Source organism: Saccharopolyspora gregorii (assembly GCF_024734405.1).
Classification (GTDB): domain Bacteria; phylum Actinomycetota; class Actinomycetes; order Mycobacteriales; family Pseudonocardiaceae; genus Saccharopolyspora_C; species Saccharopolyspora_C gregorii.
Genome location: NZ_CP059556.1, coordinates 5,269,993 through 5,293,820, shown reverse-complemented (window position 1 = coordinate 5,293,820; position 23,828 = coordinate 5,269,993). Strand labels below are relative to the sequence as shown.

The following is a 23,828-nucleotide window of genomic DNA, read 5'->3' as shown; positions in this document are numbered from 1 at the left end:
TGCGCCGATCTCCTTCACCGGGTGGTCTCGACGTGTTCGAGCACGCCGAGCGCGTCGGGGACCAGCACCGCCGCCGAGTAGTAGGTGCTGACCAGGTAGGACACCACGGCGTGCTCGTCCATCCCCATGAACCGCACGTTCAGCCCGGGCTCGTGCTCGTCGGGGATGCCGGTCTGCCGCAGGCCGACGACGCCGTGGTCCTCGGCGCCGGTGCGCATGGCGAGGATCGAGGTGGTGCCCACCTCGGACACCGGGATCTTGTCGCTGGGCAGCATCGGCACCCCGCGCCACCCGGTGACCCGGGTTCCTTCGACCTCCACCACGTCCGGGAGCACCCCGCGCCGGTTGCACTCGCGCCGGAACGCGGCGATGGCCCGCGGATGCGCCAGCACCAGCCGGGTCTTGCGCCGCTTGGACAGGAGTTCGTCGAGGTCGTCGGGGGTGGGTGGGCCGGTGCGGGTGTGGATGCGTTGGGAGAGGTCTGCGTTGTGCAGGAGTCCGAAGTCGGGGTTGTTGAGCAGGTCGTGCTCTTGGCGTTCGCGGAGTGCTTCGATGGTGAGCCGCAGCTGCTGCTCGGTCTGGTCCATCGGCGTGCTGTAGAGGTCGGACACGCGGCTGTGCACGCGCAGCACCGCTTGGGCGACGGCCAGCTCGTACTCGCGCGGCGAGGTCTCATAGTCGACGAAGGTACCGCCGAGCGGTGCTTCGCCGCTGTGCCCGGAGTGGATGCCGATCTCGGCCTCGCCGTGCTTGTTCTGCGACTTCGACGGCCGTGAACGCACGTCGTCGAGGTGGGCGCGCAGCCCGTCGGCGCGGGCCGCCGTCTCCGCCACGACGTCGCCGCGCAGCTCCAGCACGGTGCAGGGCGTGACGGCCTTCACGGTGTGCGGCCACCGCGACCCCTGGTCGAGCAGCAACCCGGACCCGGCGTGGTCCCCATCGGCGAGCAGGCCGAGCACCGCGTCGTCGCCGTACTCGCCGCGGGTCAGCTTGTGCGCCTTGCCGTGCGCCAGCAGCAGGATCCGATCGACCGGCGCGCCCGCCTCGGCGAGCACCGCGCCCGCCTCGTACTCGCGCTGCACGAACCGGTCGGCGAGCGCACCGAGCACCGCGGCGTCGTCGAAGTCGCGCAGCGCGGGCAGCTCCCGCAGCTCCTGCGGCACCACCTGCACGTGTTTGCCGGTGCTGACGAACGTGACGCGCCCGTCGCCGAGGGTGTAGGTCAACCGGCGGTTCACCCGGTAGGTGCCGGAGCTCGCCTCCACCCACGGCAGGGTGCGTTGCAGCCAGCGGGACGTGATGCCCTGCATCTGCGGCGGGGTCTTCGTCGTGGTCGACAGGTTCCGCGCCGCATCGGTGCCCAGGCTGAGCGCGGGGCGAGCGCCGGAACCCGCGTCCGTGGGGTCCTCGGTGTGGGTCTCGCGGGTCATGCAGTCACCAATCCCGTTGTCGTTGCTGGAAGAACCGGGCCGGGAGCCGGCCCGGGGTACTAGCCGGGAGCCCGGCGCAGGAAGCGCTCGTCCGGGCGCCCGGGTCGGCCGTGCGCGCGCCGCACCCGGCGCGGCCGGTCTCCGGTACCGGCGTAGCGGCCGGTGACCGCGACCCACCGCAGCTCGCCCGCCATCCACTGCTGCATGCCGCGCACGTACCGCTCCAGCCGTGCGCAGCCCGCCGCGTCGAGGTCGAACTCGCCGGTGAGCGCGGGAAGTTCCCAGTGCGCGACCGACTCGAACCGCCGCAGCCGCGCCGTGCACAGGTCGTCGGTCAGCGACACCGCCTGCTGCGGCCGGCAGCCGAGGAACGCCGCCACCGCCGCCACCACGTTCGGCGTCCGCGGCGGGCCGGGAGACGTCGCCCGGTAGCGGAGCAGGTCGTGCCGCAGCGCGCTGACCTCGGCGAACGTCTCGGCGAGCGCCCGCATCGGGGTGCCGGTGAACAGTTCGGCGGGCAGCTGCGCGGCGTGGCGGTGCCGCAGCAGCGCGGCGCTGAACTCGGCGCCGCAGCTGCGCCGCCGGGACGCGAGCAGCGCCAGCGGGTCGGCCGGCTCCGGGCCGCGCAGTTCCGCCACCCGGTACTCGAAGCGTTCCGCTAGCCGCACCGCGAACTCGCGCCGCCGCCGGGGTTCCAGCTCGTCGGTGGTGCGCCGCCACAGGTCGACCAGCGCCCGCTCCCACGGTTCCCGCGGTTCCGGCCCGTCGCGGAGCAGGTCCGCGAGCCGATCCCGGAACGCCGCACCCGAGGCCCGGGACCGGAGGTGGTCATCGGCGTACCACGACCACACCTGCCAATCGGCGGCCAAATCCAGCTCGGCCGCCGCCGCATCGGGTTCGGTCAGCGCGGCCAGCAGCGCGTAGTCGGCGGAGTCGAACGCGGCGGGCGTCCACGAGCGGGTGCCGCGCAACAACCCGTGCTCCTCGGCCCACTCGCGGCAGTGCCGCCGCGCCGCGTCCACCGCCGGATTCCGCCTGGTGTCGAAGGGCATGAAGAACTCGGGCAGCCGCACCCGGTTCGAGGTGTGCCGCGGGGCCGGGCGCGGCTGCCCGGCGTCCCGCGGCGCCGTGTCCGGCCGGCACGCCAGCAGGCCCGCCGACCAGTCCCGCAGCCCCTGGACGTAGCGCAGCACCGCGTCGCGCTGCGCCGCGTCCGCGCACTCCGCCAGCAGCACGGGCAGGCCGGTGCCGGTGAGCTCGTCGAACCGTTCCGCGCGCCACGACAACAGGTCGTCGAGCATGGCGAGCGCTCGCGCCCGGGACTGCCCGAAGTGCCGCTGCAGCACCACGACGCTGTCGGAGAGCTCGTCCCGCGGTTCCTCCGGCGCGCCCGCGTTCCGGGTGCGCAGCAGCACCACGTCGCAGAACGCGTCGTGCACCGCGCGGAACGCGGCGCTCGCGGCGACCTGCCGCGGGATCCGCACCCGCAGCCCGTAGGCCACCAGCCGCGCGGCCCACGGGCCGGGCCCGCTGGTGCGGCCCGCGCCCAGGTGGTCGATCGGGTTGGGCACCCGGGACACCGCCGCCCCCGCCGACTCGGCGGCCTGCCCGCGCAGCAGGTCGATCAGCGCGGCATCGACCTGCCGCCGCCACGACGGCGCGACCCGGGAACGCAGGTCGCGCAACGCCCTGCCGGCGGGGTCAGCGGCGTCCCGGGATTCGGCCGCACCGGTCAGCACCTGGTGCAACCCCGCCACGGAGCGCTCGGCGACTGCCCCCGAGCAGCGCCGGACGTGCCCGCGCACCGCCGCCACCCACACCTCGAAGCAGGCGATCAGCGCCAGCTCCGCGCCGGGCACGTCGGGATGGGTCCAGGCGGCGAGCAGCACCTGGTCCCGCACGGCGGACGCGGTCACCCCGGGGCCGGTGGCGTCAGGCGTGTGAGCCACCGGCCCCGGAGCTTCCTCCCCGGGCGCGATCCGGAACGGGTCCGCGCCGGGGGAGTGCGGGGAGCTCGGGATCCCCGCGTCCGCGGGCCGACGTGGACCGGATAAGTCCACATCGGACAGAAGCAGGCCTTGTTCCCGCGTCCACCTGGCGGCGAGCGCGTGCGCGCGATCCACGTGCGGGTTCAGCCGCGCACCGCACGGTGCACCGGAACCGGTGATCTCCAAGGCCCGCATCCCGGGTCAGCCCTCGCGCCCGATCTCGACGTGCTCCAGCACGCCGAGGGCATCCGGCACCAGGATCGCGGCCGAGTAGTAGGTGCTGACCAGGTACGAGATGACGGCGCTCTCGTTGATGCCCATGAACCGCACCGACAGGCCCGGCTGGTACTCGTCCGGGATGCCGGTCTGGTGCAGGCCGACGACGCCCTGGTTCTGCTCCCCGGCGCGCAACAGCATGATCGAGGTGGTGCGGGTGTCCGACACCCCGATCTTGTTGCTCGGCAGCAGCGGCACGCCGCGCCACGCCGGGACCTGGTGGCCCTGGAAGTCCACGTTCTGCGGGTACAGCCCGCGCTTACTGCACTCCCGGCCGAACGCGGCGATCGCCCGCGGGTGCGCCAGGAAGAACGTCGGCTCCTTCCACACCGTGGACAGGAGTTCGTCGAGGTCGTCGGGGGTGGGTGGGCCGGTGCGGGTGTGGATGCGTTGGGAGAGGTCTGCGTTGTGGAGGAGTCCGAAGTCGGGGTTGTTGAGCAGGTCGTGCTCTTGGCGTTCGCGGAGTGCTTCGATGGTGAGCCGCAGCTGCTGCTCGGTCTGGTTCATCGGCTGGTTGTAGAGGTCCGCGACCCGGCTGTGCACGCGCAGCACGGTCTGGGCGACGCTGAGCTCGTACTCGCGCGGGCTGAGCTCGTAGTCCACGTAGGTGCCGCCGAGCGGAGCTTCGCCGCTGTGCCCGGAGTGGATGCCGATCTCGGCTTCGCCGTGCTCGTTCTGCGGTTTCCCGGTGGAGGTGTCGATGCCGGCGAGGTGCTGGCGCAGCGGCTCGGCGGCGTTCATCTCCTGCAGGCTCTGGTGCCGCAGCGCGAGCACGGTGCCGGAGGTGACGGCCTTGATGGTGTGGGCCCAAGTTCCGTCGGCGCTGAGCAGCGCGGACTCCCCGAAGTACTCGCCGTTGGCGAGGACGCCGAGCACGGTGTCGTCGCCGTACTCGCCGCGGCCGAGCTTGTTCACCTTGCCGTGCGCCAGCAGGAAGACCTGGTCCACGGGCTGCCCGGCCTCGACGAGGACGTCGCCGGGCTCGAAGTTCTGCTGGACGAAGCGGTCGGCGAGCGCACCGAGCACCGACTCGTCGTCGAAGTCGCGCAGCAGCGGCAGCTCGCGCAGCTCTCGGGGGATGACCCGGACATCGGAGCCGGTGTTGGTGAAGGTCACCCGCCCGTCGCCCAAGGTGTAGGTGAGCCTGCGGTTGACCCGGTAGGTCCCGCCGGTCGCCTGCACCCACGGGAGCATCCGCAGCAGCCACCGCGAGGTGATGCCCTGCATCTGCGGTGGGGTCTTGGTCGTCGTCGCGAGGTTCCGCGCGGCGGCCGTACCCAGGCTCAGCTGCGGCCGCTCGTTCTCGTCGACACCCGAATCCGCCACGGTCACGACGTACACCACCTAATCTTTCGTTCGAGTTCTGGGGAAAGCGCCGAATGCTCCGGTGGAGCGGGGCGTGCTCGACCGCGGCGGGCTTCGCTGGCCGCCGTGCCGGTGCTTCGAACGACCCGGCCCGGCCCGGTTCGGGTCGCGGGGTCGCCAATCGGCCGGTTCGAGGGGAACAGGCCGATTCTTCGACTGAGTTCGCTTGTTTTCCGCTGGGTTTCGCGTGAATGGAAAGACGCCGACGTGGAAACCGGGCATCGGCAAATTGCGTGCTCATTTCCTGGCGGAGAAGACGCTAGCACCGCCGGATGGGGCCGTACAGTCACCCGAAGGTGCTAAGAGTGGCTGCTCCGGTGGCGGGCGGGAGCTACATCACCGACCATCACTCGTTTCGCCTATTGTGATCACGGGAAGTAGTTTCGCTTGGAAATAAATCGGTGTTCTCTGGTCGTTCCGCGGACGATCGAACCCGTTTTCCAGCGGGTCCGATTCGCGCCGTGCACGACGTGCTGCTCCGGCCGGGCGAAGTGCGGGGGCGGTCGGTGGGAACCGGTTGCGGAGTGCTTGGATCGATGCAGTAGCGTTCGCGATTAACCCGACCTTGTCGAGGCGAATTCGGCATTCCTGAAACAATCCCGAAAGGCGTCGCGCGGTGTTGGGCGGGGAACGGTGTGGCGATCAGAACGGGGTGGTCTCGCGACCGGTGCCGCGCGCGCGTCCGCGGTGCCGGCTGGGGCAGGAGGAGGTCCGGATGCGGTGGAACCTGCGGCTGGCTGCGGCCAACCGGGGCATATGGAAGGCCGGTGACCTGCAGCGCAGGCTCGCCGAGCGCGGGATGGTGATCTCCGCGGGCAAGATGTCCGCGTTGTGGTCCGGGCAGCCCGGGAGCGTGAAGCTCGCCGACCTGGACGTGCTCTGCGCCGTGCTCGGCTGCGGGGTCGACGAACTGCTCATCCCGCAGCCCGAGCACGTCCGGTTCGGGGACGGGACCGGCGGGACCGGCACGGGCTGAGCCCGCCGAATCGTCGGGGTGGCCGGGCGTTCCGCCGCCGGTTCGCCGTCTCGGCGGGGCTGGGTCGATGTGCGCAGCGGATTTCAGAGCGCGCGTTCCGGCAATGCCGGATTGCTTTTTCCCGGTGAATTCGAGTCGTGGCCGGATCCGGGATTTCCACTCGCGGGAGGCCGGTCGGTTCCGTGGTGACTCAGCGTGGACGGTGCCGGGTTCGCGCAGCGGGGTCCGCGGCCGCCTTCCGGGGAAGGTCGAGCGTTCACCGCCAGGGAAAAGTCCCGGATTCGGCACGTCCAAAAGGACCTGCGGGCCGGTCGCCGAGTTCAGCGGCGGGTTCCGAGCAGCCCGCGGCGGTGGCACCGACGACTTCGGATGCGGAGCGTCAGAATCAGAACCAAGATCCACCCGATCAGGTAGCGAGTGCGAACCGATCGAGCGCAATCCACGCGGAACGTTCCCCGGGTGATCACTCGGCCGCTATCAGTGGGGCCAGCACAGTGATCAGGAGGAGTTCCATGCTGGGGTTCGAAATGCCGTGTTCCCGAAACGCGATCCGACGCAGCGGCGCGGCCGTCCCGCACCCGCGCGTGCCGCGCCGCAGACGAGCGCTGCTCGCGCTGTGCTTCGGGCTGGTGGCCGTGCTGGTGCCCGCCGCACCGGCCCAAGCGGCGCCGCACGCCGACCGGCCCGAACCCTGCACCGGGGTCCACGCCGGCGACGAACGGTGGGGGCCTGCGGTGCTGCCCCGGCCGTGGCAGGAGCCCGTCGGACCGCTGTTGGCCGGCTACTCCCGCAGCGGGAACCTCCCGCCGGACCGGTTCCTGGCGGAGTACTGGGACTCCGCGGCGGAGAGCTGGAAGTACCCGCCGCTGGACGGGTTCGAAGTGCTCCCCGACGGGAGTGCCGACAAGGACGCCGAAGTGCTGGAAGTGGGCGAAGAACTGGACCGCTTCGGCTCCGAGTACGGCTCCTTCCTCGCCCCGGCCGGCGACGACTACGCCGAACGTTCGCTGCCGCCGCAGAGCCTGACCACCAGGGAAGCCGACTTCCCCTGCGGCTACCACCGGTACGAGGTGGCGCGGCCGTTCACCGCGTGGGAAGGACCCATCGCCGCCTGGTTCGCCCAGCCCGGTGGTGGCACCCAGATCCTGCTCGACCCCGCGTTCCTCCAGCCGGGCGAAGGGCAGCGGCTGAACGTCCGGTGGCTGTTGTCCAACGGCTACCTCAAGCCCGCGGACGATCTACGGTAGGCGGATGGACCGCCGCGAACTGTTCACCCTCCTGCGCGGATCGGGTGTGGCCGAGAGCGAGCTGTGGATCGAGGGCGTGCACGAACCGCGGATGCCGCCCACCGAGTTCCTGTTCCTGCGCAAGGGCGCGCAGGGCTGGGACACCGGCGTCGCCGAACGCGGCGAGTGGCACGTGATCGCCACCTCGCCGGACGAGGACACGGCGTGCGCGCGCCTGCTCCGCCTAGCCCAGCCCTAACCGGCACCCGAGTGAAACGGACCGTTGTTCCAATAGATCGGGACGAACGGTCCGTTCACTCGAAGAACGCCGTTCGGCCCCGCACGCACCGTCCAGGAGTGAACGGACCGTTCGTCCAGCTAGATGGGACGAACGGTCCGTTCACCAACTGATTCGGTCGATTACCTGCGTCGGCTGTCGGCGTGGTGACCAGCAGACCGATTCAAGCGCGCTCGAGATCCTCTGGAGTGAACGGACCGTTCGTCCAGCCGGATTGGGCGAACGGTCCGCCCACCTTCCTCGCGGCAGCAGAACGCCGCGCGTGCTGTAACCGACGCGGGTGGGCCGAAATGCGGCGTGAGTGGTGCGTAGGTCGGCGCTGGGGAGCCGGTGGCGGGGAGACGTGACGCCGTGCGCGAAGCACGGGATCCGTTCGGGGCGCGGGTGGTTCAGCGGCGTTCGGTCGTGTGGGGAACGGCTGTCACTCGTGGACGGGGACGTTGTCGAGCAACCTGGTACGAGCGTCGGAGCTCATCCAGCACCGCGGCCGGGTTCGATCGGATGTGCTTCGGGAGCGTGTGCACGACGACGACACCTGCGGCGGTCATGAGCGTGTGCCGTCGCACCGTGTTCTCGTAGCCGGCCGGCCGTAGGTGGAAGTTGAGGGAATCGATCTGCCAGGCGAGCCCGACCTCGTCGATCCAGCCATCGGGTACGCCCAACAGCTTCCCGTCGGGGCCGAGCAACCGGACGTTCCACTGCGTCCGCGGCAAACCGGCTTTCCGCGCCAACCGGTACGCCCACCCTTCGGCCGCGGAATGGACGTTGGCACCCAGCTCTTCGAGCACGACGCGGCAGCGGGCGACCCCTCGTCGAGACCCGGCCTTCGCTTCCTTGGCGAGAGCTTCCGCCGTGACCATGCCGCGTTGCACGGCCTCGGCGAGCAGTGCTCGCACCTGGTCCAGCGTCGGCAGTCGACGCGCCGCGTCGAGCAGCGCACGGACGAGAGGCGCAACCCGGAAGCCACCTTGAGATGCGGGCCGCGGCAAGCGGGTGGTCCGCTCGATCTCGACGAACTCCTTGCTGGCGCGCTTTCGAGCTTCCGGGATGAGCATGTGCACTTCTTCCGTGCCGGGGAACTGCGTCATCCCGTGCAATCGGCAAGCGGCGATTCCGGTGATCATCGCGCCGGTGCCCGCGTACTGGAGCGCGGCGTCCAGGCGCTGCTCGCGAGTGGGGGTGCCCGACGACAGCATGATGACCCCGGGGAGTAGCCGCTTCCACGGGCCGCCGATCGAGGCCCGGTGGTAGACGGTCTGCCTTGGTACGCCGAGTTCGTCGAGAGCGCGCGCTGTGATGACGCCGTAGGTGGCCGCGGTGGCCACCCCGTCCCAGTCAGCGATCGTTCTCCTCGGCATGACTCCACGATGACCACTCAGCTCACCTCGGCGCCACATCGATTTCGAGATCTGTGGATGAATCGCCGACCTGTGGACAACGTCCCGATTCCTGGTGGAGTGAACGGACCGTTCGTCCGAATAGATCAGACGAACGGTCCGTTCACCCGGGAGAGATCTCGTGCGTGTGACGCGACGTCCGCCGCTCGTGGAAGCCGGCTCGCCGAGCCTTCGACTCGAGTGAGCGGACCGTTCGCCCAGAACGATCGGATGAACGGTCCGTTCACTCCGGGAGGGCTGCGTGCGGGGGCGTCGCGACCTCCGCCTACCGCTCCGACCGAACCCACCCGGGCGTACTGTGACCCGCGGAAGGGGTGAGGGATGCGAACGACGACATCACACCGGAAATCGGCGGTGGTCGTGGCGCTGGCGGCGCTGGCGTTGACCGGGTGCGCCGGCTACCAGACCGACCCCGGCGTGCAGCGCCACGTGCCGAGCGTGTCCCGGCAGGACATCATCACCAAGATCGGCTTCGTCACGCAGGACCAGTGCTACACGCGTGCTGCTCAGCACGGCACCGAGCGCTGCGAACGCTATCTGGCGCAGGTGCGCAACATCGCGCTCAGCGCCACCGACTCCACCGAGAACCCGCCGCAGATCACCGACCCGGCGCGCACGCTGGAGCAGCGGGTGACCGAGCTGTCCGGACGCGGGTGCTTCCCGCCGCAGCCCGGTACCGAGCAGGAATGCACCCGTCTCCTCGTCGCCGCGGACGGGGCGTTGGACGACCTCCACGCCGCGCTCGTCGCAGCCCCGCCAGGGTGAGTGGAGATCACTCTCCGTCGAGGAAACCTCTGGCATAGCGCACAAATCGGTGCTTTCCGCGACCGCTTCACCGCACGCTCAGCCGCGGGTTGATACTGCGGTGGTGACGAGTTCGGTACGAGTGGGAGTCGACATCCGCCCGTTCCGCGCCTGGGTACTCGCGCCCGAGCGGCTGCGCGGCCTCGCTGATCGCCACGCCACTCCGTGGGACCGCGTGGACGTCGAGAACTCGGTGCGGTTGCTGGACGAGTGGAAGCGCCTCGAGGTGCTCGCCCGCGAAGAACGTCCCGCCATGTACGTCTACGAGCAGACCGGTCCGCTTGGCGTGCAACGCGGCGTGATCTCCGCAGTGCACCTGGACAGCCGGCTGCTTCCGCACGAAGACGTCGCACCTGCGCACACCGACGCCATGGTCGAGCTGATGCGCGCTGGACGGATGAGCATGCCGCCGATTCTGCTCGGCTACGGCGGTACCGACCGCACCGCCGCGCAGCTCGACACCGCCGTCCGGCAGCGGCCGCTGACCGAGCTGCGCACTCCGGACGGCCAGCAGCACCGGGTGTGGCGGCTCACCGAACGCTCCACCTGCGGGGAGATCATCGATGCGCTGCACGAGCGGGCCGCGTTGATCGCCGATGGTCACCACCGCCACGTGGCCGCCCGCCGGTTCCGGCGCGAAGTGCACGCCGCCGGGTACGGGCGCGGGCCGTGGGACTACATCCCCGCGTTGCTCGTCGACACCAAGCGCAGCCCGATGCGGTTGCGTCCGGTGCACCGGGTGCTGCCGCACGTCGATCCGTGGAAGGCGCTCGCCGCCGCGCAGCAGTGGTTCCAGATCACCGCGTTGGCTGGGCCGCTGGAGGAGTGGCTCGACGTGCTGCGGGCCCGCTCCTACCACGGGGCCGCGTTCATCATCGCGACGCCGGACCGCGCCTTCTTGCTGGACCGGCCCAACGTCGAGTTCCTGCAGGGACCGTGCGAGCGGTTCCCAGAGTCGTTGCGGTCGATGCACATCTCGGTGCTGCAGGCGTTCCTCGATGTGGTGGCCGAGTCACCCGTGCTGTACGAGCCGAGCGCGCCGCGGGCGTTGCACGCGGTGCGCGAACTCGGCGGCATCGCGGCGATCGCGTTCCCGCCGAGCCACTTGGACCTGTCGGCTGCCGCGGCGACCGGGGTTCGCCTGCCGGTGAAGTCCACGGCGTTCGGCCCGGACCCGCATCCTGCGCTGGTGCTCCGGGCGTTGCCGAGCCCGCGGCGCGCCTGAGGTCCGCTTCGGCCGGGCGGAGGCGCGGCGCCACGCGGTTGAGCGAGTGAACGGACCGTTCGTCCAAGTAGATCGGACGAACGGTCCGTTCACTCGGAGTCCTCGTCGGTCGCGGTGCGCCGTTCCGCAAGATCGCGGCGCCCCCGTGCAGTCCCGAACCGGATGGAGTGAACGGACCGTTCGCCCAACTAGATGGGACGAACGGTCCGTTCACTCCGATGGCGGGTGGGTGGTGGGGTGGAAGCGGCGCAGCCGCAAGCTGTTCGCCACCACGAACGCCGAGGAGAAGGCCATCGCAGCACCGGCGATCATCGGGTTGAGCAGGCCCGCTGCGGCGAGCGGGATGGCGGCGACGTTGTACGCGAACGCCCAGAACAGGTTGCCCTTGATGGTGCGCAACGTGGCGCGGGACAACCGGATGGCGTCGACGGCGGCGCGCAGGTCGCCCCGGACGAGGGTGAGGTCGGAGGCTTCGATCGCCACGTCGGTGCCGGTGCCCATGGCGAGCCCCAGGTCGGCTTGGGCGAGCGCGGCGGCGTCGTTGATGCCGTCACCGACCATCGCCACGGCCCGCCCTTCGCCTTGCAGGCGGCTGACGACGGCGGCCTTGTCCTGCGGCAGGACTTCGGCGATGACCTCGTCGATGCCGACTTCGGTGGCGACGGTCCTGGCCACGGCCTCGTTGTCGCCGGTCAGGAGCACGGGCCGCAACCCGAGGTCGCGGAGCCCGCGCACGGCTTCAGCGGAGGAGGGTTTCACGGTGTCGGCGACGTCGAGCACGGCTCGCGCGGCGCCGTCCCAGGCGAGGACGACGGCGGTGCGGCCGGCGTTCTCCGCGGCGGTCTTGGCGTCGCGCAGCGCGGCGGGCAGCTCGCCGTCGAAAAGGCGCCCGATGCTGACCTGGTGCCCGTCGACGGTGGCCCGCACGCCGAGGCCTTCGACGTTGCCGAAGTCGGTGGCGACGGGCAGTTCGCCGACGCGGTCGGCGGCGCCGCGGGCGATGGCGCGGGCGATGGGGTGCTCGGAGCCGTGTTCGGCGGCGCCCGCGAGCCGCAGCACCTGCTGCTCGTCGGTGCCGTCGGCGAGGTGCACGGCGGACAGCGACATCTGCCCGGTGGTGACGGTGCCGGTCTTGTCGAGCACGACGGTGTCGATGCGCCGCGTCGATTCGAGCACTTCGGGGCCCTTGATGAGCACCCCGAGCTGGGCACCGCGGCCCGTGCCGACGAGCAGCGCCGTCGGGGTGGCGAGTCCGAGCGCGCAGGGGCAGGCGATGATGAGCACGGCGACGGCGGCGGTGAACGCGGCGTCGGCACCGCCACCGGCGAGCAGCCATCCGCCGAGGGTGGCGAGCGCGAGGCCGATGACGATCGGCACGAACACCGCGGAGATCCGGTCGGCGAGCCGCTGCACGGCGGCCTTGCCGGTCTGGGCTTGTTCGACGAGCCGCGCCATCTGCGCGAGCTGGGTGTCCGTCCCCACGCGGGTGGCGCGCACCACGAGCCATCCACCGGAGTTGACCGTGGCGCCGACGACCCCGTCCCCGGGCCCCACTTCGACGGGCACGGATTCGCCGGTGAGCATGGAGCTGTCGATGGCGGAGCCGCCTTCGTCGACGGTCCCGTCGGTGGCGATCTTCTCGCCGGGCCGCACCACGAACAGGTCGCCGACGGCGAGGTCGTCGACGGGGATGCGGTGCTCCCGCCCGTCGCGCAGCACGGCGACGTCCTTCGCGCCGAGTTCCAGGAGGGCGCGCAGCGCTGCTCCGGTGCGCCGCTTGGAGCGCGCTTCGAAGTAGCGCCCGGCGAGGAGGAACGTGGTGACTCCGGCCGCGACCTCCAGGTAGATGGATCCGGCGCCGCTGCCGCCGGGGCTGGTGCCGAATTCGAACCCGTGGGTCATGCCGGGCATGCCGGCGGTGCCGAGCACGAGCGCGTACAGCGACCAGAGGAACGCGGCGAGCGTGCCGAGGGACACGAGGGTGTCCATGGTGGCGGCGCCGTGGCGCAGGTTGGTCCAGGCCGCCCGGTGGAACGGGGAGCCGCCGAGGACGACGACGGGCGCGGCGAGCACCAGCGACACCCACTGCCAGTAGGTGAACTGGAACGCGGGCACCATCGCGAGCACGATCACCGGCACCGCCAGCACGGCGGAGGTGATCAGCCGGTCGCGCAGGTCGGTGGTCTCGGCGGCGTCGCCGGTCTCGTCCGGTTCGGGAACGGAGGCGGTGTACCCGGCGGCTTCGACCTGGTCGATGAGCCGCTGCCGGTCGAGTTCGGCGGGGTAGGTGACGGCGGCCTTCTCGGTGGCGTAGTTGACGGTGGCGGTGACGCCGTCGAGCTTGCGCAGCTTGCGCTCCACCCGGTTCGCGCAGGAGGCGCAGGTCATGCCTCCGATGATCAGCTCGACGTGCCGTCCGGTGCCGGCCGGCGTTGCAGTGCTCATCGTGCGGTCTCCTGTTCGCCCGGAGGTGCGGGAGCGGCGGGAGCGGGGGCGGCCGCTCCCGCCGCGGTGGTCACGCCGTCACCAGCTGGTAACCGGCCTCCTCGACCGCGCCGCGGACCGCGCTGTCGAACAGCGGTTCGGCGCTGGTCACGGTCACCGATCCGGTGGCGAGGTCGACGGCGACGTCGGAGACGCCGGCGATCTCGCTGATCTCCTCGGTCACCGAGCTCACGCAGTGGCCGCAGGTCATCCCGGTGACGGTGTAGGTCGACTGGCTCATGTACGTCCCCTTCTCGTGGTTCGTGGTGCTGCCGGTGGTCAGGACCGGACCAGCCGGGCGATCGCCGCGGCGGCCTCGGCGACCTTGGCGTCGGCGGCCGCACCGCCTTCGGTGAGCGCTTCGGCGACGCAGTGCTTGAGGTGCTCGTCGAGCAGTCCCAGCGCGACCGATTGCAGCGCTTTGGTGGTGGCGCTGATCTGGGTGAGCACATCGATGCAGTACTTGTCGTCCTCGATCATCTTGGCGAGGCCGCGGACCTGTCCCTCGATTCGGCGCAGCCGTTTGGCGTACTCGTCCTTGTCCTGGGTGTACCCGTGCATCGACGTCCTCCCCGGTCCGGTGCGCACCGTTCCTCCGCCGTGCCAGGTATACCCCTGGGGGGTATGCGTGTCAATCGTGGACGGTCACTCGGACGGGGGTAGGTGCTGCGCAGTGCCGGGATGGTGGCGCGCTCGGCCCGGCGCCGTCCATTCGCAAGATCGAATTCACGCCGGGGCCTCCCCGGGGAGGGTCCGTCCGGCGTAGGTTCCGGTGGCCCCGTCGGCCGTTCGCCCCGCAGGGGTGGGAGGATCGCCCGTGCACCGGACGACCCGCATCACCGTGGCCCTGCTGTTCGCGGCCTGGACCGTGGACTACGTGGATCGGCTCCTCATCAACGTGGCGCTGCCGTCGATCGGCGAGGAGTTCGGCCTCGGACACGGGGAGCGCGGGCTGGTGGTGTCGGCGTTCTTCCTGACCTACGCCCTGGTGCAGATCCCGGGCGGGCTGCTCGCGGACCGCTTCGGCGGGGTGCGGGTGGCGGCGATCGCGCTGCTGCTGTGGTCGGTGTGCACCGGGTTGACCGCGCTGGCCTGGTCGTTCGCCTCGCTGGTGGTGCTGCGGCTGTGCTTCGGCGCCGCGCAGGGGCTGTTCCCCGGGGCGTCGGTCAGCGCGTTGAGCGCGCGCAGCACCCCGCAGCAGCGGCTCACCGCGAACGGGTGGATGCAGAGCTCGAACGCGGTGGGGGCGCTGCTGGCCGCCGTGGTGGGCGCGGTGCTGCTGTCGCTGTGGGACTGGCGGGTCGGGTTCCTGGTGGTGGCCGTGCTGGGGCTGCTGGTGTTCGCCGCGGTGCTGCGGTGGATGCCGGAGCCGATGGCCCCGGAGGTCACCGGGTCCGCGCGCGCCGGCGGTGGCACCGCGCGGTTGCTGCGCTCCCCGGTGCTGTGGGGGTTCGCGGTGATGTTCTTCGCCTACGACGTGGTGAGCTGGGGGATCGGCACCTGGACGACCTCGTACCTGGTCGAGGTGCGCGGCCTGGCGATCGGCGAGGCGAGCCTGGCGCTGATCGGCCCGACGCTGCTGGGGGCGGCCGGGACGGTGCTGGGCGGGCGGTTGTCGGACCGCCTCGGCGGGCGGCCGCGGCGGTTGGTGGTGCCGAGCATGCTGGTGGTGGGGCTGCTGCTGCCCCTGCTGCCGCGGATGCCGTCGGTGCCGCTGTTCGTGGCGTGCGTGACCGTGCTCGGCGGGGTGGCGGGGCTGGCGTACCTGCCGTGCTTCTCGGTGCCGCTGCGCAGCCTGCCCGCCGGGCTCACCGGCGCCGCCGGGGGAGTGATCATGTTCGGCGGGCAGCTGGCCGGGGTGCTCAGCCCCGGCGTGTTCGGCTACGTCGTGGAGCACGGCGGCTACTCCGCCGCGTTCACCGCGCTGCTGGTGGGGCCGGCGCTGGCGATCGCGGTGGTGCTGGTGGTGCCGCAGACCACCGAGCGGTTCCGGGCCCGGTTCGAGCCGGAGCCGGAGCTCGCTACCGCTCGCTGACGTCTTCCAGGGGGCGCCCGGTCGAGCGCGGTCCGAACAGGCCGATGTCCACGCCGACCCCGATCATCGCGGCGGCGACCACCGCGAACAGCACCCCGGCGCCCTGCGCGTGCAGCAGCGGCACCAGCACGAACGGCATCGCACCGGTGGTCAGCCGGGACAGCGAGTAGGTCCACGACGCGGCGGTCGCGCGGATGTGCGTCGGGAAGATCTCCGCCTGGTAGATGTGGAACGCGTTCGAGAACACGTTGCTCACCGCGGTGTAGAGGAACCCGAACGCCACGATCGGCACCGTCGAGGCGGACAGCCCGAACGCCAGCCCCAGCACCATCATGCCCAGCGCGGAGGCGATCACCAGGTGCTTGCGCTCCATCCGCTCCACGAACGGCAGCGACAGCGCCGCACCCGCCGGGTAGCCGAGGTAGGTGACCGCGCTGAACAGCAGCGTGTCGGTGATCTCGTAGCCCTTCGCGGCGAGCACCAGCGGCACCATCGTGCCGAACCCGTAGTAGCCGACGGTCTGCAGCACCTGGAACGCGGCCATCATCGCGGTGCGCTTCCCGTACGGGGCGGCGACGAGGTCGCGGAGTCCACCGGCCGGGCGGGGCGCGGTGCGCGCGGGTTCGGGCTCGGGCAGTGCGGCTCCGGTGGCGCGGGCCTGCGCTTCGAACTCGTCGACGAGGGCTTCGGCCTCGGCCTGCCTGCCGGTGGCGGCCAGCCAGCGCGGTGACTCGGGGAGCCCGCGCCGCAGCAGGAACACGACGACGGCGCCGAGCGCGCCGAGCGCGAACATCCAGCGCCAGCCCGCGATGCCCAGTGGTGCGGCGGGGACGAGCCAGTGCGCGAGGAACCCGGCGGCGGGCACGCCGAGGAACGCCACGGTGTAGGCCCAGGCGATGTACCGGCCGCGGCGCTTCGCGGGTAGCAGGTCGCTGAGGTAGGCGTCCGCCAGCGGTGGTTCGGCGCCGATGCCGATGCCGGCGACGAACCGGGTGGCGGCCAGCATCCACGGCCCGGTGCTGAACGCGCCGAGCAGGGAGAACAGCGAGTACACGGCGAGGCTGAGCAAGAACGCGCGGCGGCGCCCGATGCGGTCGGCGAGCCTGCCGAGCAGCAGCGTGCCGACGAACATGCCGAGGAACGTGGAGGCCAGCACGAGCGGCAGTTCGGCCTTGCTGAGCTGGAACTCCTGCACGAGGGCGGTGCTGAGCACCGGCGTCAGGAAGATCTCGTACATGTCGAAGAAGAGCCCCAGCCCGACGGCGGTGGTGGCCTTCCGATGCGTGCCGATCAGCGGGAGGCGATCCATCCGACCCGCGATCGAGGGTCCTCCGGTGGTGGGACTCGACACCGCCCGCTCCTTCGCAGCCGATCGGGCACCGACGGTCCTGGACGATACGACGGCTCGGCCGCCGGATGATCGCCCGTGTGGCGATCCGCGGCCTCGGGCGGTCGAACAACGCTGTTCACCTGCACCTTTGACTTTTGTACCCGTAAGTACAATGATTGTACTGCGAGGTACAAAACACGAGGAGGCACAGATGACGACCCACCAGGTCGGCAAGGTCCAGATGTCCGAAGAAGGCGTCGCCCCCGCCGACGCCCGCCCGGAGTTCACCTTCGACGAGGCCAAGGCCGACCTCCGCCGCAGGCAGAGCCCCCAGGCCGACAAGTACAAGAACGCGAAGTTCCTCTCCGCCACCGTCCCCATCGACCGCGACGCCGCGAACCACGTGCTGCCCGCCGGGGTCAAGATGGACGAGAGCAGCACCGCCACCCTGTTCGTCGTCGACTACCCGTGGACGAACTTCAACAGCACCTACCACGAAGCCGCGCTGTTCCTGAACGTCAAGCACGGCCCGTTCCGCGCCGCCCACTGCCCGTGGATCGTCGTCGACGACGACACCGCGCTCATCGGCGGTCGCGACACCCTCGGCTTCCCCAAGAAGATGGCCGAGATCGACTGGGCCGAGCACGACGACCGCGTCGAAGCCGTCGTGCGCCGCCGCGGCGTCGACCTCATCCGCATCACCGGCCGCTTCGGCGACGAGGTCGACTCGGTGCCGCCGATCTTCAACCAGCCGTTCCGCAACGTCATCGGCACCGTCGGGCTCTCCGTCCCCCGGCTCGTCACCTTCAGCACCGTCGACCACCCGCTGGAGCAGCGCGCCGCCGACGTCGACCTCACCATCGGCGGCTCCTACACCGACCCGCTCGACACCCTCATCTCCGGGCCGCCGCTGAACGCGCACTACCGCCGCGTCAACATGAGGGTCGGCAAGCTGCCGCTGCCGGTGGGACTGGTCTCGCCGACCTTCCTGCTGCGCATGCACCCGATGCGCGACAGCTGAGACGAACCGGGGAGGACGCGGCCATGACCGGCGCCAAGGGGGGACGCGCGCAGCACCTGCCGCTCGCCGTCCGCAAGGAACTCGTGCTCGACGCCGCGCTGCGCGTGACCGCGCGCGAGGGGGACGCCGTGTCCATGGACGCCGTCGCCGCCGAAGCCGGAGTCGCCAAGACCGTGCTCTACCGGTGCTGGAACAACCGCGACACCATGCTGCACGCCCTCGACGAGCGGGAAAGCCGCCGGTTCACCGAACAGCTCGCCACCGCACTCGACGCCGCCCGCGCCGAGCCGGACCCGGCGAACGCGCTGCGCGACGTGCTCATCGCCTACTACACCGCCGTCCGCGACGCGCCGGAGAGCTACCGGCTGCTGTACGGGACCCAGGTGCGGGCCGACCGGGCGCGCGCCGTGCAGGGCTCCCGGGCGCGGGCCGTCGAACGGCTCACCCCGGTGCTGCGCGACTGGCTCGGCGACACCGCGCCCGAGGGCGACCGCCGCGCCGGCGTGCTGGCGGCGCTCGCCGTCGGCGCCGCCGAATCCGGTGCCCGGCTGCTGCTCGACGCCGACGCCGACTGGACGCCCGCGGAGCTCGCCGACTCGGTGAGCACCTTGTTCTCCGGCGGGGTGCCCGGATTCCGGGGGTGAGTGCGCGGGGCGGATCGGCTCGGGCGCTTCGCTGCTCGGGCGGTGAGTTCGGCGGGTGCGCGTGCCGCTGCTTGCGCTGCCGGGCGTCGTGGTGCTGGTGGTCCGGGGGTGCGTGCTCGCCCTCGCGGTGGCTGCTCTTGCCGATCGTTCGTGCCGTCGAGCGGTTGGCTGCCGACCGTCCGCGCCGTTGAGCTACGCCGGTCGTTCGTGCCGTCGAGCGGCGGTGCTCGTCGCCGATCGCTTGCGCCGCCGCCCGTTTCCGACCGACTCCACCGATCGACTGACCCGCCGTCGACTGACCCGCCGTCGACTGATCCACCGTCGACTGATCCACCGTCGACTGATCCACCGTCGACTGATCCACCGTCGACTGATCCACCGTCGACTGATCCACCGACCCGTTCGTGCTCCGCCGCGCGTCGTGCCCGTCGTGTGCCGGGCGCGCCGGTGCGCGACCGCCTCCCGCGCCCCGAATCCGGGGTGCACCGAGAAAGGACACTCCCATGCCAGCTGTCCTCGACCGACCGGTTCCCGCCACCATGCGCGCGGCCCGGTTCGACGCCGCCACCGGTGAGCTCGCCGTCCGCGACGTGCCCGTCCCCCAGCCCGGGCCCGGTGAAGTGCTCGTGCGCGTCGCCGCCTGCGGCATCTGCCAATCCGACCTCAGCCAGCTCGACGGACACATCCGGCCGCGGCTCCCCGAGATCACGCCCGGGCACGAGGCCGCCGGGGTCGTCGCCGCGCTCGGCGCGGGCGTGCGCAACCGGCAGCTCGGCGACCGGGTCGTCATCGCCGCGGGCAAGGAATGCGGTGAATGCCCCGAGTGCCTCCTCGGTGGTGGCACCGACCGGTGCGAAGACCTGCAAGTGCTGGCGTTCCACTACGACGGCGCGTGGGCCGAGTACGTGCTGACCTCGGCGGTGTCGCTCGTCGACGTCCCCGAATCGGTGCCGCTGGAACACGCCGCCGTGCTCGCCGACGCCGTGTCCACCCCGTACGGCGCCCTCGACACCGCGCAGCTGCGGCCCGCCGAATCCGTCGGCGTCTGGGGGCTCGGCGGCATCGGCACCCACCTCGTGCAGCTCGCCCGGATCTGCGGGGCCTCGCCGATCATCGCGCTCGACCCGCTGGAATCCGCCCGCGAACGCGCCATCGGGCTCGGCGCCGACTTCGCCCTCGACCCAGGGGACCCGGACGTCGCGGCGCGGATCGCGGAGATCACCGGTGGACGCGGGCTGCGTGCCGCCTTCGACTGCGTCGGGCGCAGCACCACCTTCACCCAAGCCGACGCCGCGCTCGGGCACCGCGGCAGGCTCGTGCTCGTCGGCATCTCGCCCGACCGGCTCGCCGTCGGACCGGAGATCCACTTCGTGCGCAACCGGCACACCGTCATCGGCCACACCGGTTATCGGATGCGCCACCTCGAAGACCTGGTGGAGCTGACCGACCGCGGCAGGCTCGACGTGTCCGGCTCGGTCAGCGCCGTGCTCCCGCTGGACGAAGTCGCCGAGGGGATCCGGCGGCTGCGGGAGCACGAGGGGGACCCGATCAGGATCCTGCTCCGCCCGTGATGTGGGTGAACGGACCGTTCGTCCAACCGGATGGGACGAACGGTCCGTTCACCCGCTCTTCCCGCGGTGGCGGCCGGCGGTGCGGAGGGCTGCGGCACCACGGTCGTCGCCCCGCCTCGGACGTGAGTGAACGGACCGTTCGTCCAACTAGATCGGACAGACGGTCCGTTCACTCCACTCCGGTCGCGGGGATGGGGGCCTTGGGTGGCCCAGGGCGGGCGGCGGCCGCCCGCACCCTCGTTGAATCGCGCATTCGGAGCTCCTTCGGGTCGGTGGTCCGGGAGAAGTGTCGCGCGATTATCTGCGCTCATGTACCGGTCTCGGGCATGAATCGAACAATGCGGCTCTAGTTCGCATGAACGAGGTGGATGGCCGAAAGTACGAAACTCGACGGATTGGCTTGATACCGATTCTTCGGTGCGGCTAACTTCCTCGGCATGAATACGGAATTCGCACTTCCCGTCGCCCCGAAGAGCATCAACTTCGCAGCACTGGCCTACCTGATCTCAGCGGTGGTTCCGCTGGTGTGGAGCGTGGCCCTGATCGCCGGTGGCGACTACCCGATTCCCGCCGGCACCTCGCCGGAACAGGCCGATCTCATCATGAAGATGTCCGCGGTCTTCTCCGTGGTCCCGCTGATCCTCTATCTCTGGCTGGTCGTGAAATTGCGCGCTGGCCGCGGTTGGGCCCGGATCGTACTGGCGATCTTCGCCGTGCTGCACGTGACCGCGCTGTTCGGCCCGACCGCGGGCGTCGCCGAGTACGTCGGGCTCGCCCTGGCGCTCGCCGGCCTGGTCCTGAGCTTCCTGCCCGAGTCCAACCGGTACGTCGTCGACGTCAAAGCGGTCCGCTGATCGGGCACCCACGCTGCGCTAAGGTCGGTGATCATGAGCAGTCCGTGGTACTTCGGGCCGCCTGCCCGGCGCGGGTTGTTCGCCGCGGAGGTCGTCGCGCTGTCGCTGGTCTACCTCGGCGACCTGGTCTCGATGGTCGGGCTCGGGCTGGACGTCTCGCCCACCGCGGCGTTCCTGGTCCCGTCGAGCGGCACGATCATCGCTCTGCTGGCGGTGCTGCGGCGGCGGTTCCCCGCGCACGTCGGCAGGCTGGCCGCGGCCTCCATCGTGCTCAGCGCGCTGAGCACGGGGCTGGGTGCCTCCTTCGGCGCCGCCGGGATGAGCCCCGGGCTGCTCCCGGCCGGTGCGGAGGTCGTCGGGCTGTCGCTGCTGGTCGGCGCCGCTTGCCGTCGGCTGCGGCCGCGGGCGGCGGTGCTGGTCGCCGCGGGCAGCGTGCCCGCCCTGGTGGGTGCGGCGCTGCTGCGCTACGACGGCACCCCGCGCACGGTGATCGCGGTGGTGGCGGCCCTCGTCTGGGGCTTGGCGCTGGCGATCGGGCTGGTGCTGCGCGACGCCGACAACCGCAGGCGCGGCGAGCTGGCCGAGGTCCGCACCGGCGAGCGGCTGCGGCTGGCGCGGGAACTGCACGACCTGGTCGCGTTCCACGTCAGCGGCATCGTGGTCCGGGCGAACGCGGCCCGCGCGATCGCCGGGAATCCGCGCGCGGCCAAGGAGGATCCGGTCGAGGTCTACACCGAGATCGAGGACGCGGGCGCGGAAGCGCTCGCCGCGATGCGCAGGCTCGTCGGTATGCTCCGCACCGACGACGACGATTCCCTCCCGCAGGGCACCGGATTCGGTACCGCGGTGCGGCAGGCCGCGGGCGTGCACGCGGCGGTGGACCTCGCTCCGGAGCTGGACGGGGTGCCGGTGCACCCGGAGTTGGCGACGACCGCGCACCGGATCGTGCTGGAGGCGTTGACCAACGCCCGCAAGCACTCCCCGGACGCCACCGAAGCCCGGGTCACCGGGCGCCGCGAGGGGGCGGAACTCGTCCTCGTCGTGGACAACGACAACGTGCCGTCGGTGTCGCCGGATCGCACCGGTTCCGGGTACGGGCTGGTCGGCATGGCCGAACGCGTGCAGGCGGTCGGCGGCACCGTGCAGGCCGGTCCCGCCCCGGGCCGCAGGTGGCGGGTCACCGCCCGGTTCCCGGTGGACCCGCCGCGGCCGACCGGCGACCAGGGAGACCTCCGGTGACCATTCGCGTTCTCATCGCCGACGACCAGACGCTCGTGCGCACCGGGTTCCGGCTCATCCTCAGCGCCGAGCCGGACCTGGAGGTCGTCGGCGAAGCCGCGGACGGCGAGGCCGCGGTCAGCATGGCTCGGGAGCTGCGCCCCGACGTGACGCTGATGGACATCCAGATGCCGAAGGTCGACGGGTTGCAGGCGACGCGGCTGCTGGCCGGGCCGGACGTCGCGGACCCGCTGAAGGTCGTGGTGGTCACCACCTACGACGTGGACGAGAACGTGTACGCGGCGCTGCTGGCCGGGGCGCGCGGGTTCCTGCTCAAGGACGCGGGTGCCACGTTGCTGATCAACGCGGTGCACGCGGCCGCGGACGGGGAGTCGATGATCTCCCCGTCGGTGACGACGCGACTGCTGCAGCACTTCACCGGACCCGGCAAGCGGCGGATGAGCCGCGGCGAGACGCCGCTGACCGAGCGGGAGCTGGACGTGGTGCTGGCGGTCGCGCGCGGCGCCACGAACGCGGAGATCGCCGCCGAGCTGCACGTGTCGCTGTCCACGGTGAAATCGCACCTGGCGAGCTCGCAGCAGAAGCTGTCGGCCCGCAACCGCACCGAGCTCGCGATCTGGGCCTGGCAGCACGGCCTGGTCAGCTGAGCGAGGTTCCCGCATCGGGCCGGGATGCCGCGTCCCGGCCCGCTTCGGACGGCACCTCCGCGGCCCGAGCAGCACCGCCCTGGACTCCACCGCCCTGGATTCCACCGCCCTGGGCCGCACCTCCGCGGACCACGTCGCCTAGCGCCACGTCGTTTCCCGCCGCATCACCCTGCGCGGGACCGCCTCCTGCCGCGTCGCCTTGCAGGTCGGCGCGCGCCGCACCGCTTCGCACCGCATCCCCGTGCACCGCGACGTGAGCCACTCCGCTTCGCGCCGCGCCGCTCCGAGCCGTTTCGCCCTGCCCCGCAACGCCCCGCCCCGTCTCGTCCTGCTCCGCGCCGCCCGGGTCCGCCTCGCCCCGCCCAGGCTCGGCCGCCGCCTGGATCCGCACCACGTGGGTCCGGGCCACGATGTCGCCGAGCCGCTGGTGCTGCGGCGTCACGGTCATCAGCACCAGCCCGACCAGCCCGAAGAACATCGCGTCCGCCGAGACCAGCAGCCACCGAGCGTTGTGCTGCCCCAGCCGGGCCGGTTCGCCGTCGAGCCCGATGATGCGCAGCTCCAGCCACCGCATGACGAACGTGCTGCCGCCGCGGCGGTACGGCACCCACACGTGCCACCACCAGTTCTCCGCCAGCACCAGTGCGAAGTAGACGGAGAACCCGCTGACGAACGCGGGCGCCAGCGGCACCCCGAGCCCGTGCAGCGGCAGCGCGATCACCGCCGCGAGCGGCATCTGCAGCAGGCAGACCAGCCACAGCAGCAGGGCGTCCAGCACGATCTGCCCGCACCGCCTGCCCAGGTAGGCCGCTTTCGCGCGGCGATCGGTGGCGTCCTGCTCCGGGTGCTGCACGGTCGGCACCATCGCGTTCTCCCTGGGGCGGCCTGCGGTCGGCCCATCGTACTCGGCACCGGACGACCACCGGACCGGGTGGAACGCGTTGTCCCGCAACGCTTTCGTCGACGTCGTACTTTCGACCGGTGCGCGCGCCGCACGTCTCGTACCGAAGTCCGATGC

General features: G+C 71.5%; 21 protein-coding genes. 12 read left to right on the top strand and 9 right to left on the bottom strand.

The genetic code is table 11. The features are described from left to right. Nucleotides 1-14 precede the first annotated feature (14 nt). The 3 genes from H1226_RS22995 to H1226_RS22985 all read right to left on the bottom strand — a co-directional run bounded on the left by H1226_RS22995 (nt 15) and on the right by H1226_RS22985 (nt 5,026). Nucleotides 15-1,430 carry a family 2B encapsulin nanocompartment shell protein gene (locus tag H1226_RS22995; protein WP_258342539.1) on the bottom strand — a complete coding sequence of 472 codons (1,416 nt, stop codon included), beginning with the start codon at nt 1,428-1,430 and terminating at the stop codon, nt 15-17. Between the two features lie 59 nt (nt 1,431-1,489). Beyond that, on the bottom strand, nt 1,490-3,379 hold the full coding sequence (locus tag H1226_RS22990) for a terpene synthase family protein (RefSeq protein WP_258342538.1): 1,890 nt from the start codon (nt 3,377-3,379) through the stop codon (nt 1,490-1,492). Between the two features lie 240 nt (nt 3,380-3,619). Then, nucleotides 3,620-5,026, bottom strand: coding sequence for a family 2B encapsulin nanocompartment shell protein (locus H1226_RS22985; RefSeq protein WP_258349484.1), 1,407 nt, complete (start codon nt 5,024-5,026; stop codon nt 3,620-3,622). A gap of 748 nt (nt 5,027-5,774) precedes the next feature. Here H1226_RS22985 and H1226_RS22980 point away from each other — a divergent pair. The 3 genes from H1226_RS22980 to H1226_RS22970 all read left to right on the top strand — a co-directional run bounded on the left by H1226_RS22980 (nt 5,775) and on the right by H1226_RS22970 (nt 7,520). Continuing rightward, the gene (locus H1226_RS22980) at nt 5,775-6,035 is read left to right on the top strand and encodes a helix-turn-helix domain-containing protein (protein ID WP_224967202.1); all 261 of its coding nucleotides are present in this window, start codon (nt 5,775-5,777) and stop codon (nt 6,033-6,035) included. 512 nt (nt 6,036-6,547) lie between these two features. Further along, nucleotides 6,548-7,282, top strand: a complete 735-nt coding sequence (locus H1226_RS22975; RefSeq protein WP_258342531.1) for a TNT domain-containing protein — start codon at nt 6,548-6,550, stop codon at nt 7,280-7,282. Nucleotides 7,283-7,286: 4 nt separating this feature from the next. Beyond that, nucleotides 7,287-7,520: a hypothetical protein gene (locus H1226_RS22970; protein ID WP_258342528.1), complete on the top strand. Its 234-nt coding sequence runs from the start codon at nt 7,287-7,289 to the stop codon at nt 7,518-7,520. Between the two features lie 428 nt (nt 7,521-7,948). Here H1226_RS22970 and H1226_RS22965 read toward each other — a convergent pair whose 3' ends face one another. Further along, entirely contained in the window at nt 7,949-8,917 is a 969-nt protein-coding gene (locus H1226_RS22965; protein ID WP_258342527.1) for a hypothetical protein, read from the bottom strand. A 360-nt stretch (nt 8,918-9,277) separates the two neighbouring features. Here H1226_RS22965 and H1226_RS22960 point away from each other — a divergent pair, with 360 nt between their 5' ends. Both H1226_RS22960 and H1226_RS22955 read left to right on the top strand, forming a co-directional pair. Beyond that, nucleotides 9,278-9,721: a hypothetical protein gene (locus H1226_RS22960; protein ID WP_258342526.1), complete on the top strand. Its 444-nt coding sequence runs from the start codon at nt 9,278-9,280 to the stop codon at nt 9,719-9,721. A gap of 121 nt (nt 9,722-9,842) precedes the next feature. After that, nucleotides 9,843-10,985 (top strand): DUF1015 domain-containing protein, encoded by a 1,143-nt coding sequence (locus H1226_RS22955; RefSeq protein WP_258342523.1) that lies wholly within the window; start codon nt 9,843-9,845, stop codon nt 10,983-10,985. 210 nt (nt 10,986-11,195) lie between these two features. Here H1226_RS22955 and H1226_RS22950 read toward each other — a convergent pair whose 3' ends face one another. From H1226_RS22950 to H1226_RS22940, 3 genes are all read right to left on the bottom strand, one after another. Next, nucleotides 11,196-13,430, bottom strand: a complete 2,235-nt coding sequence (locus H1226_RS22950; RefSeq protein ID WP_258342521.1) for a heavy metal translocating P-type ATPase — start codon at nt 13,428-13,430, stop codon at nt 11,196-11,198. A 70-nt stretch (nt 13,431-13,500) separates the two neighbouring features. Further along, complete coding sequence (locus tag H1226_RS22945) at nt 13,501-13,710, bottom strand: heavy-metal-associated domain-containing protein (RefSeq protein WP_258342517.1); 210 nt, start codon at nt 13,708-13,710, stop codon at nt 13,501-13,503. Between the two features lie 38 nt (nt 13,711-13,748). Beyond that, nucleotides 13,749-14,030: a metal-sensitive transcriptional regulator gene (locus H1226_RS22940; RefSeq protein WP_224961995.1), complete on the bottom strand. Its 282-nt coding sequence runs from the start codon at nt 14,028-14,030 to the stop codon at nt 13,749-13,751. Between the two features lie 256 nt (nt 14,031-14,286). Between H1226_RS22940 and H1226_RS22935 the strand changes: the two genes are divergently transcribed. Further along, nucleotides 14,287-15,504 carry an MFS transporter gene (locus H1226_RS22935; RefSeq protein WP_258342514.1) on the top strand — a complete coding sequence of 406 codons (1,218 nt, stop codon included), beginning with the start codon at nt 14,287-14,289 and terminating at the stop codon, nt 15,502-15,504. On the opposite strand, the gene H1226_RS22930 is transcribed toward H1226_RS22935, so the two are convergent. After that, complete coding sequence (locus H1226_RS22930) at nt 15,491-16,813, bottom strand: MFS transporter (RefSeq protein ID WP_258342511.1); 1,323 nt, start codon at nt 16,811-16,813, stop codon at nt 15,491-15,493. The genes H1226_RS22935 and H1226_RS22930 overlap by 14 nt on opposite strands. Before the next feature lie 232 nt (nt 16,814-17,045). Between H1226_RS22930 and H1226_RS22925 the strand changes: the two genes are divergently transcribed. The 6 genes from H1226_RS22925 (at nt 17,046) to H1226_RS22900 (ending at nt 22,810) form a co-directional block, all read left to right on the top strand. Continuing rightward, complete coding sequence (locus H1226_RS22925) at nt 17,046-17,855, top strand: acetoacetate decarboxylase family protein (RefSeq protein ID WP_224961991.1); 810 nt, start codon at nt 17,046-17,048, stop codon at nt 17,853-17,855. 23 nt (nt 17,856-17,878) lie between these two features. After that, on the top strand, nt 17,879-18,499 hold the full coding sequence (locus H1226_RS22920; RefSeq protein WP_258342507.1) for a TetR/AcrR family transcriptional regulator: 621 nt from the start codon (nt 17,879-17,881) through the stop codon (nt 18,497-18,499). A 503-nt stretch (nt 18,500-19,002) separates the two neighbouring features. After that, complete coding sequence (locus tag H1226_RS22915) at nt 19,003-20,070, top strand: zinc-binding dehydrogenase (protein ID WP_258342506.1); 1,068 nt, start codon at nt 19,003-19,005, stop codon at nt 20,068-20,070. A gap of 437 nt (nt 20,071-20,507) precedes the next feature. Beyond that, nucleotides 20,508-20,924 (top strand): hypothetical protein, encoded by a 417-nt coding sequence (locus H1226_RS22910; RefSeq protein WP_258342505.1) that lies wholly within the window; start codon nt 20,508-20,510, stop codon nt 20,922-20,924. Nucleotides 20,925-20,957: 33 nt separating this feature from the next. Next, entirely contained in the window at nt 20,958-22,163 is a 1,206-nt protein-coding gene (locus H1226_RS22905) for a sensor histidine kinase (RefSeq protein ID WP_258342503.1), read from the top strand. Continuing rightward, nucleotides 22,160-22,810 (top strand): response regulator transcription factor, encoded by a 651-nt coding sequence (locus H1226_RS22900; protein WP_258342501.1) that lies wholly within the window; start codon nt 22,160-22,162, stop codon nt 22,808-22,810. The genes H1226_RS22905 and H1226_RS22900 overlap by 4 nt, the downstream gene beginning before the upstream one ends. On the opposite strand, the gene H1226_RS22895 is transcribed toward H1226_RS22900, so the two are convergent. Beyond that, complete coding sequence (locus H1226_RS22895) at nt 22,803-23,675, bottom strand: RDD family protein (RefSeq protein WP_258342499.1); 873 nt, start codon at nt 23,673-23,675, stop codon at nt 22,803-22,805. The genes H1226_RS22900 and H1226_RS22895 overlap by 8 nt on opposite strands. Nucleotides 23,676-23,828: the final 153 nt, after the last annotated feature.

Coding starts and splice junctions, on each gene's coding strand:
- H1226_RS22995 (WP_258342539.1), bottom strand. CDS start 1,430: ATGACCCGCGAGACCCACACCGAGGACCCCACGGACGCGGGTTCCGGC.
- H1226_RS22980 (WP_224967202.1), top strand. CDS start 5,775: ATGCGGTGGAACCTGCGGCTGGCTGCGGCCAACCGGGGCATATGGAAG.
- H1226_RS22975 (WP_258342531.1), top strand. CDS start 6,548: ATGCTGGGGTTCGAAATGCCGTGTTCCCGAAACGCGATCCGACGCAGC.
- H1226_RS22970 (WP_258342528.1), top strand. CDS start 7,287: ATGGACCGCCGCGAACTGTTCACCCTCCTGCGCGGATCGGGTGTGGCC.
- H1226_RS22965 (WP_258342527.1), bottom strand. CDS start 8,917: ATGCCGAGGAGAACGATCGCTGACTGGGACGGGGTGGCCACCGCGGCC.
- H1226_RS22960 (WP_258342526.1), top strand. CDS start 9,278: ATGCGAACGACGACATCACACCGGAAATCGGCGGTGGTCGTGGCGCTG.
- H1226_RS22950 (WP_258342521.1), bottom strand. CDS start 13,430: ATGAGCACTGCAACGCCGGCCGGCACCGGACGGCACGTCGAGCTGATC.
- H1226_RS22945 (WP_258342517.1), bottom strand. CDS start 13,710: ATGAGCCAGTCGACCTACACCGTCACCGGGATGACCTGCGGCCACTGC.
- H1226_RS22940 (WP_224961995.1), bottom strand. CDS start 14,030: ATGCACGGGTACACCCAGGACAAGGACGAGTACGCCAAACGGCTGCGC.
- H1226_RS22930 (WP_258342511.1), bottom strand. CDS start 16,813: ATGGATCGCCTCCCGCTGATCGGCACGCATCGGAAGGCCACCACCGCC.
- H1226_RS22925 (WP_224961991.1), top strand. CDS start 17,046: ATGACGACCCACCAGGTCGGCAAGGTCCAGATGTCCGAAGAAGGCGTC.
- H1226_RS22920 (WP_258342507.1), top strand. CDS start 17,879: ATGACCGGCGCCAAGGGGGGACGCGCGCAGCACCTGCCGCTCGCCGTC.
- H1226_RS22915 (WP_258342506.1), top strand. CDS start 19,003: ATGCCAGCTGTCCTCGACCGACCGGTTCCCGCCACCATGCGCGCGGCC.
- H1226_RS22910 (WP_258342505.1), top strand. CDS start 20,508: ATGAATACGGAATTCGCACTTCCCGTCGCCCCGAAGAGCATCAACTTC.
- H1226_RS22905 (WP_258342503.1), top strand. CDS start 20,958: ATGAGCAGTCCGTGGTACTTCGGGCCGCCTGCCCGGCGCGGGTTGTTC.
- H1226_RS22895 (WP_258342499.1), bottom strand. CDS start 23,675: ATGGTGCCGACCGTGCAGCACCCGGAGCAGGACGCCACCGATCGCCGC.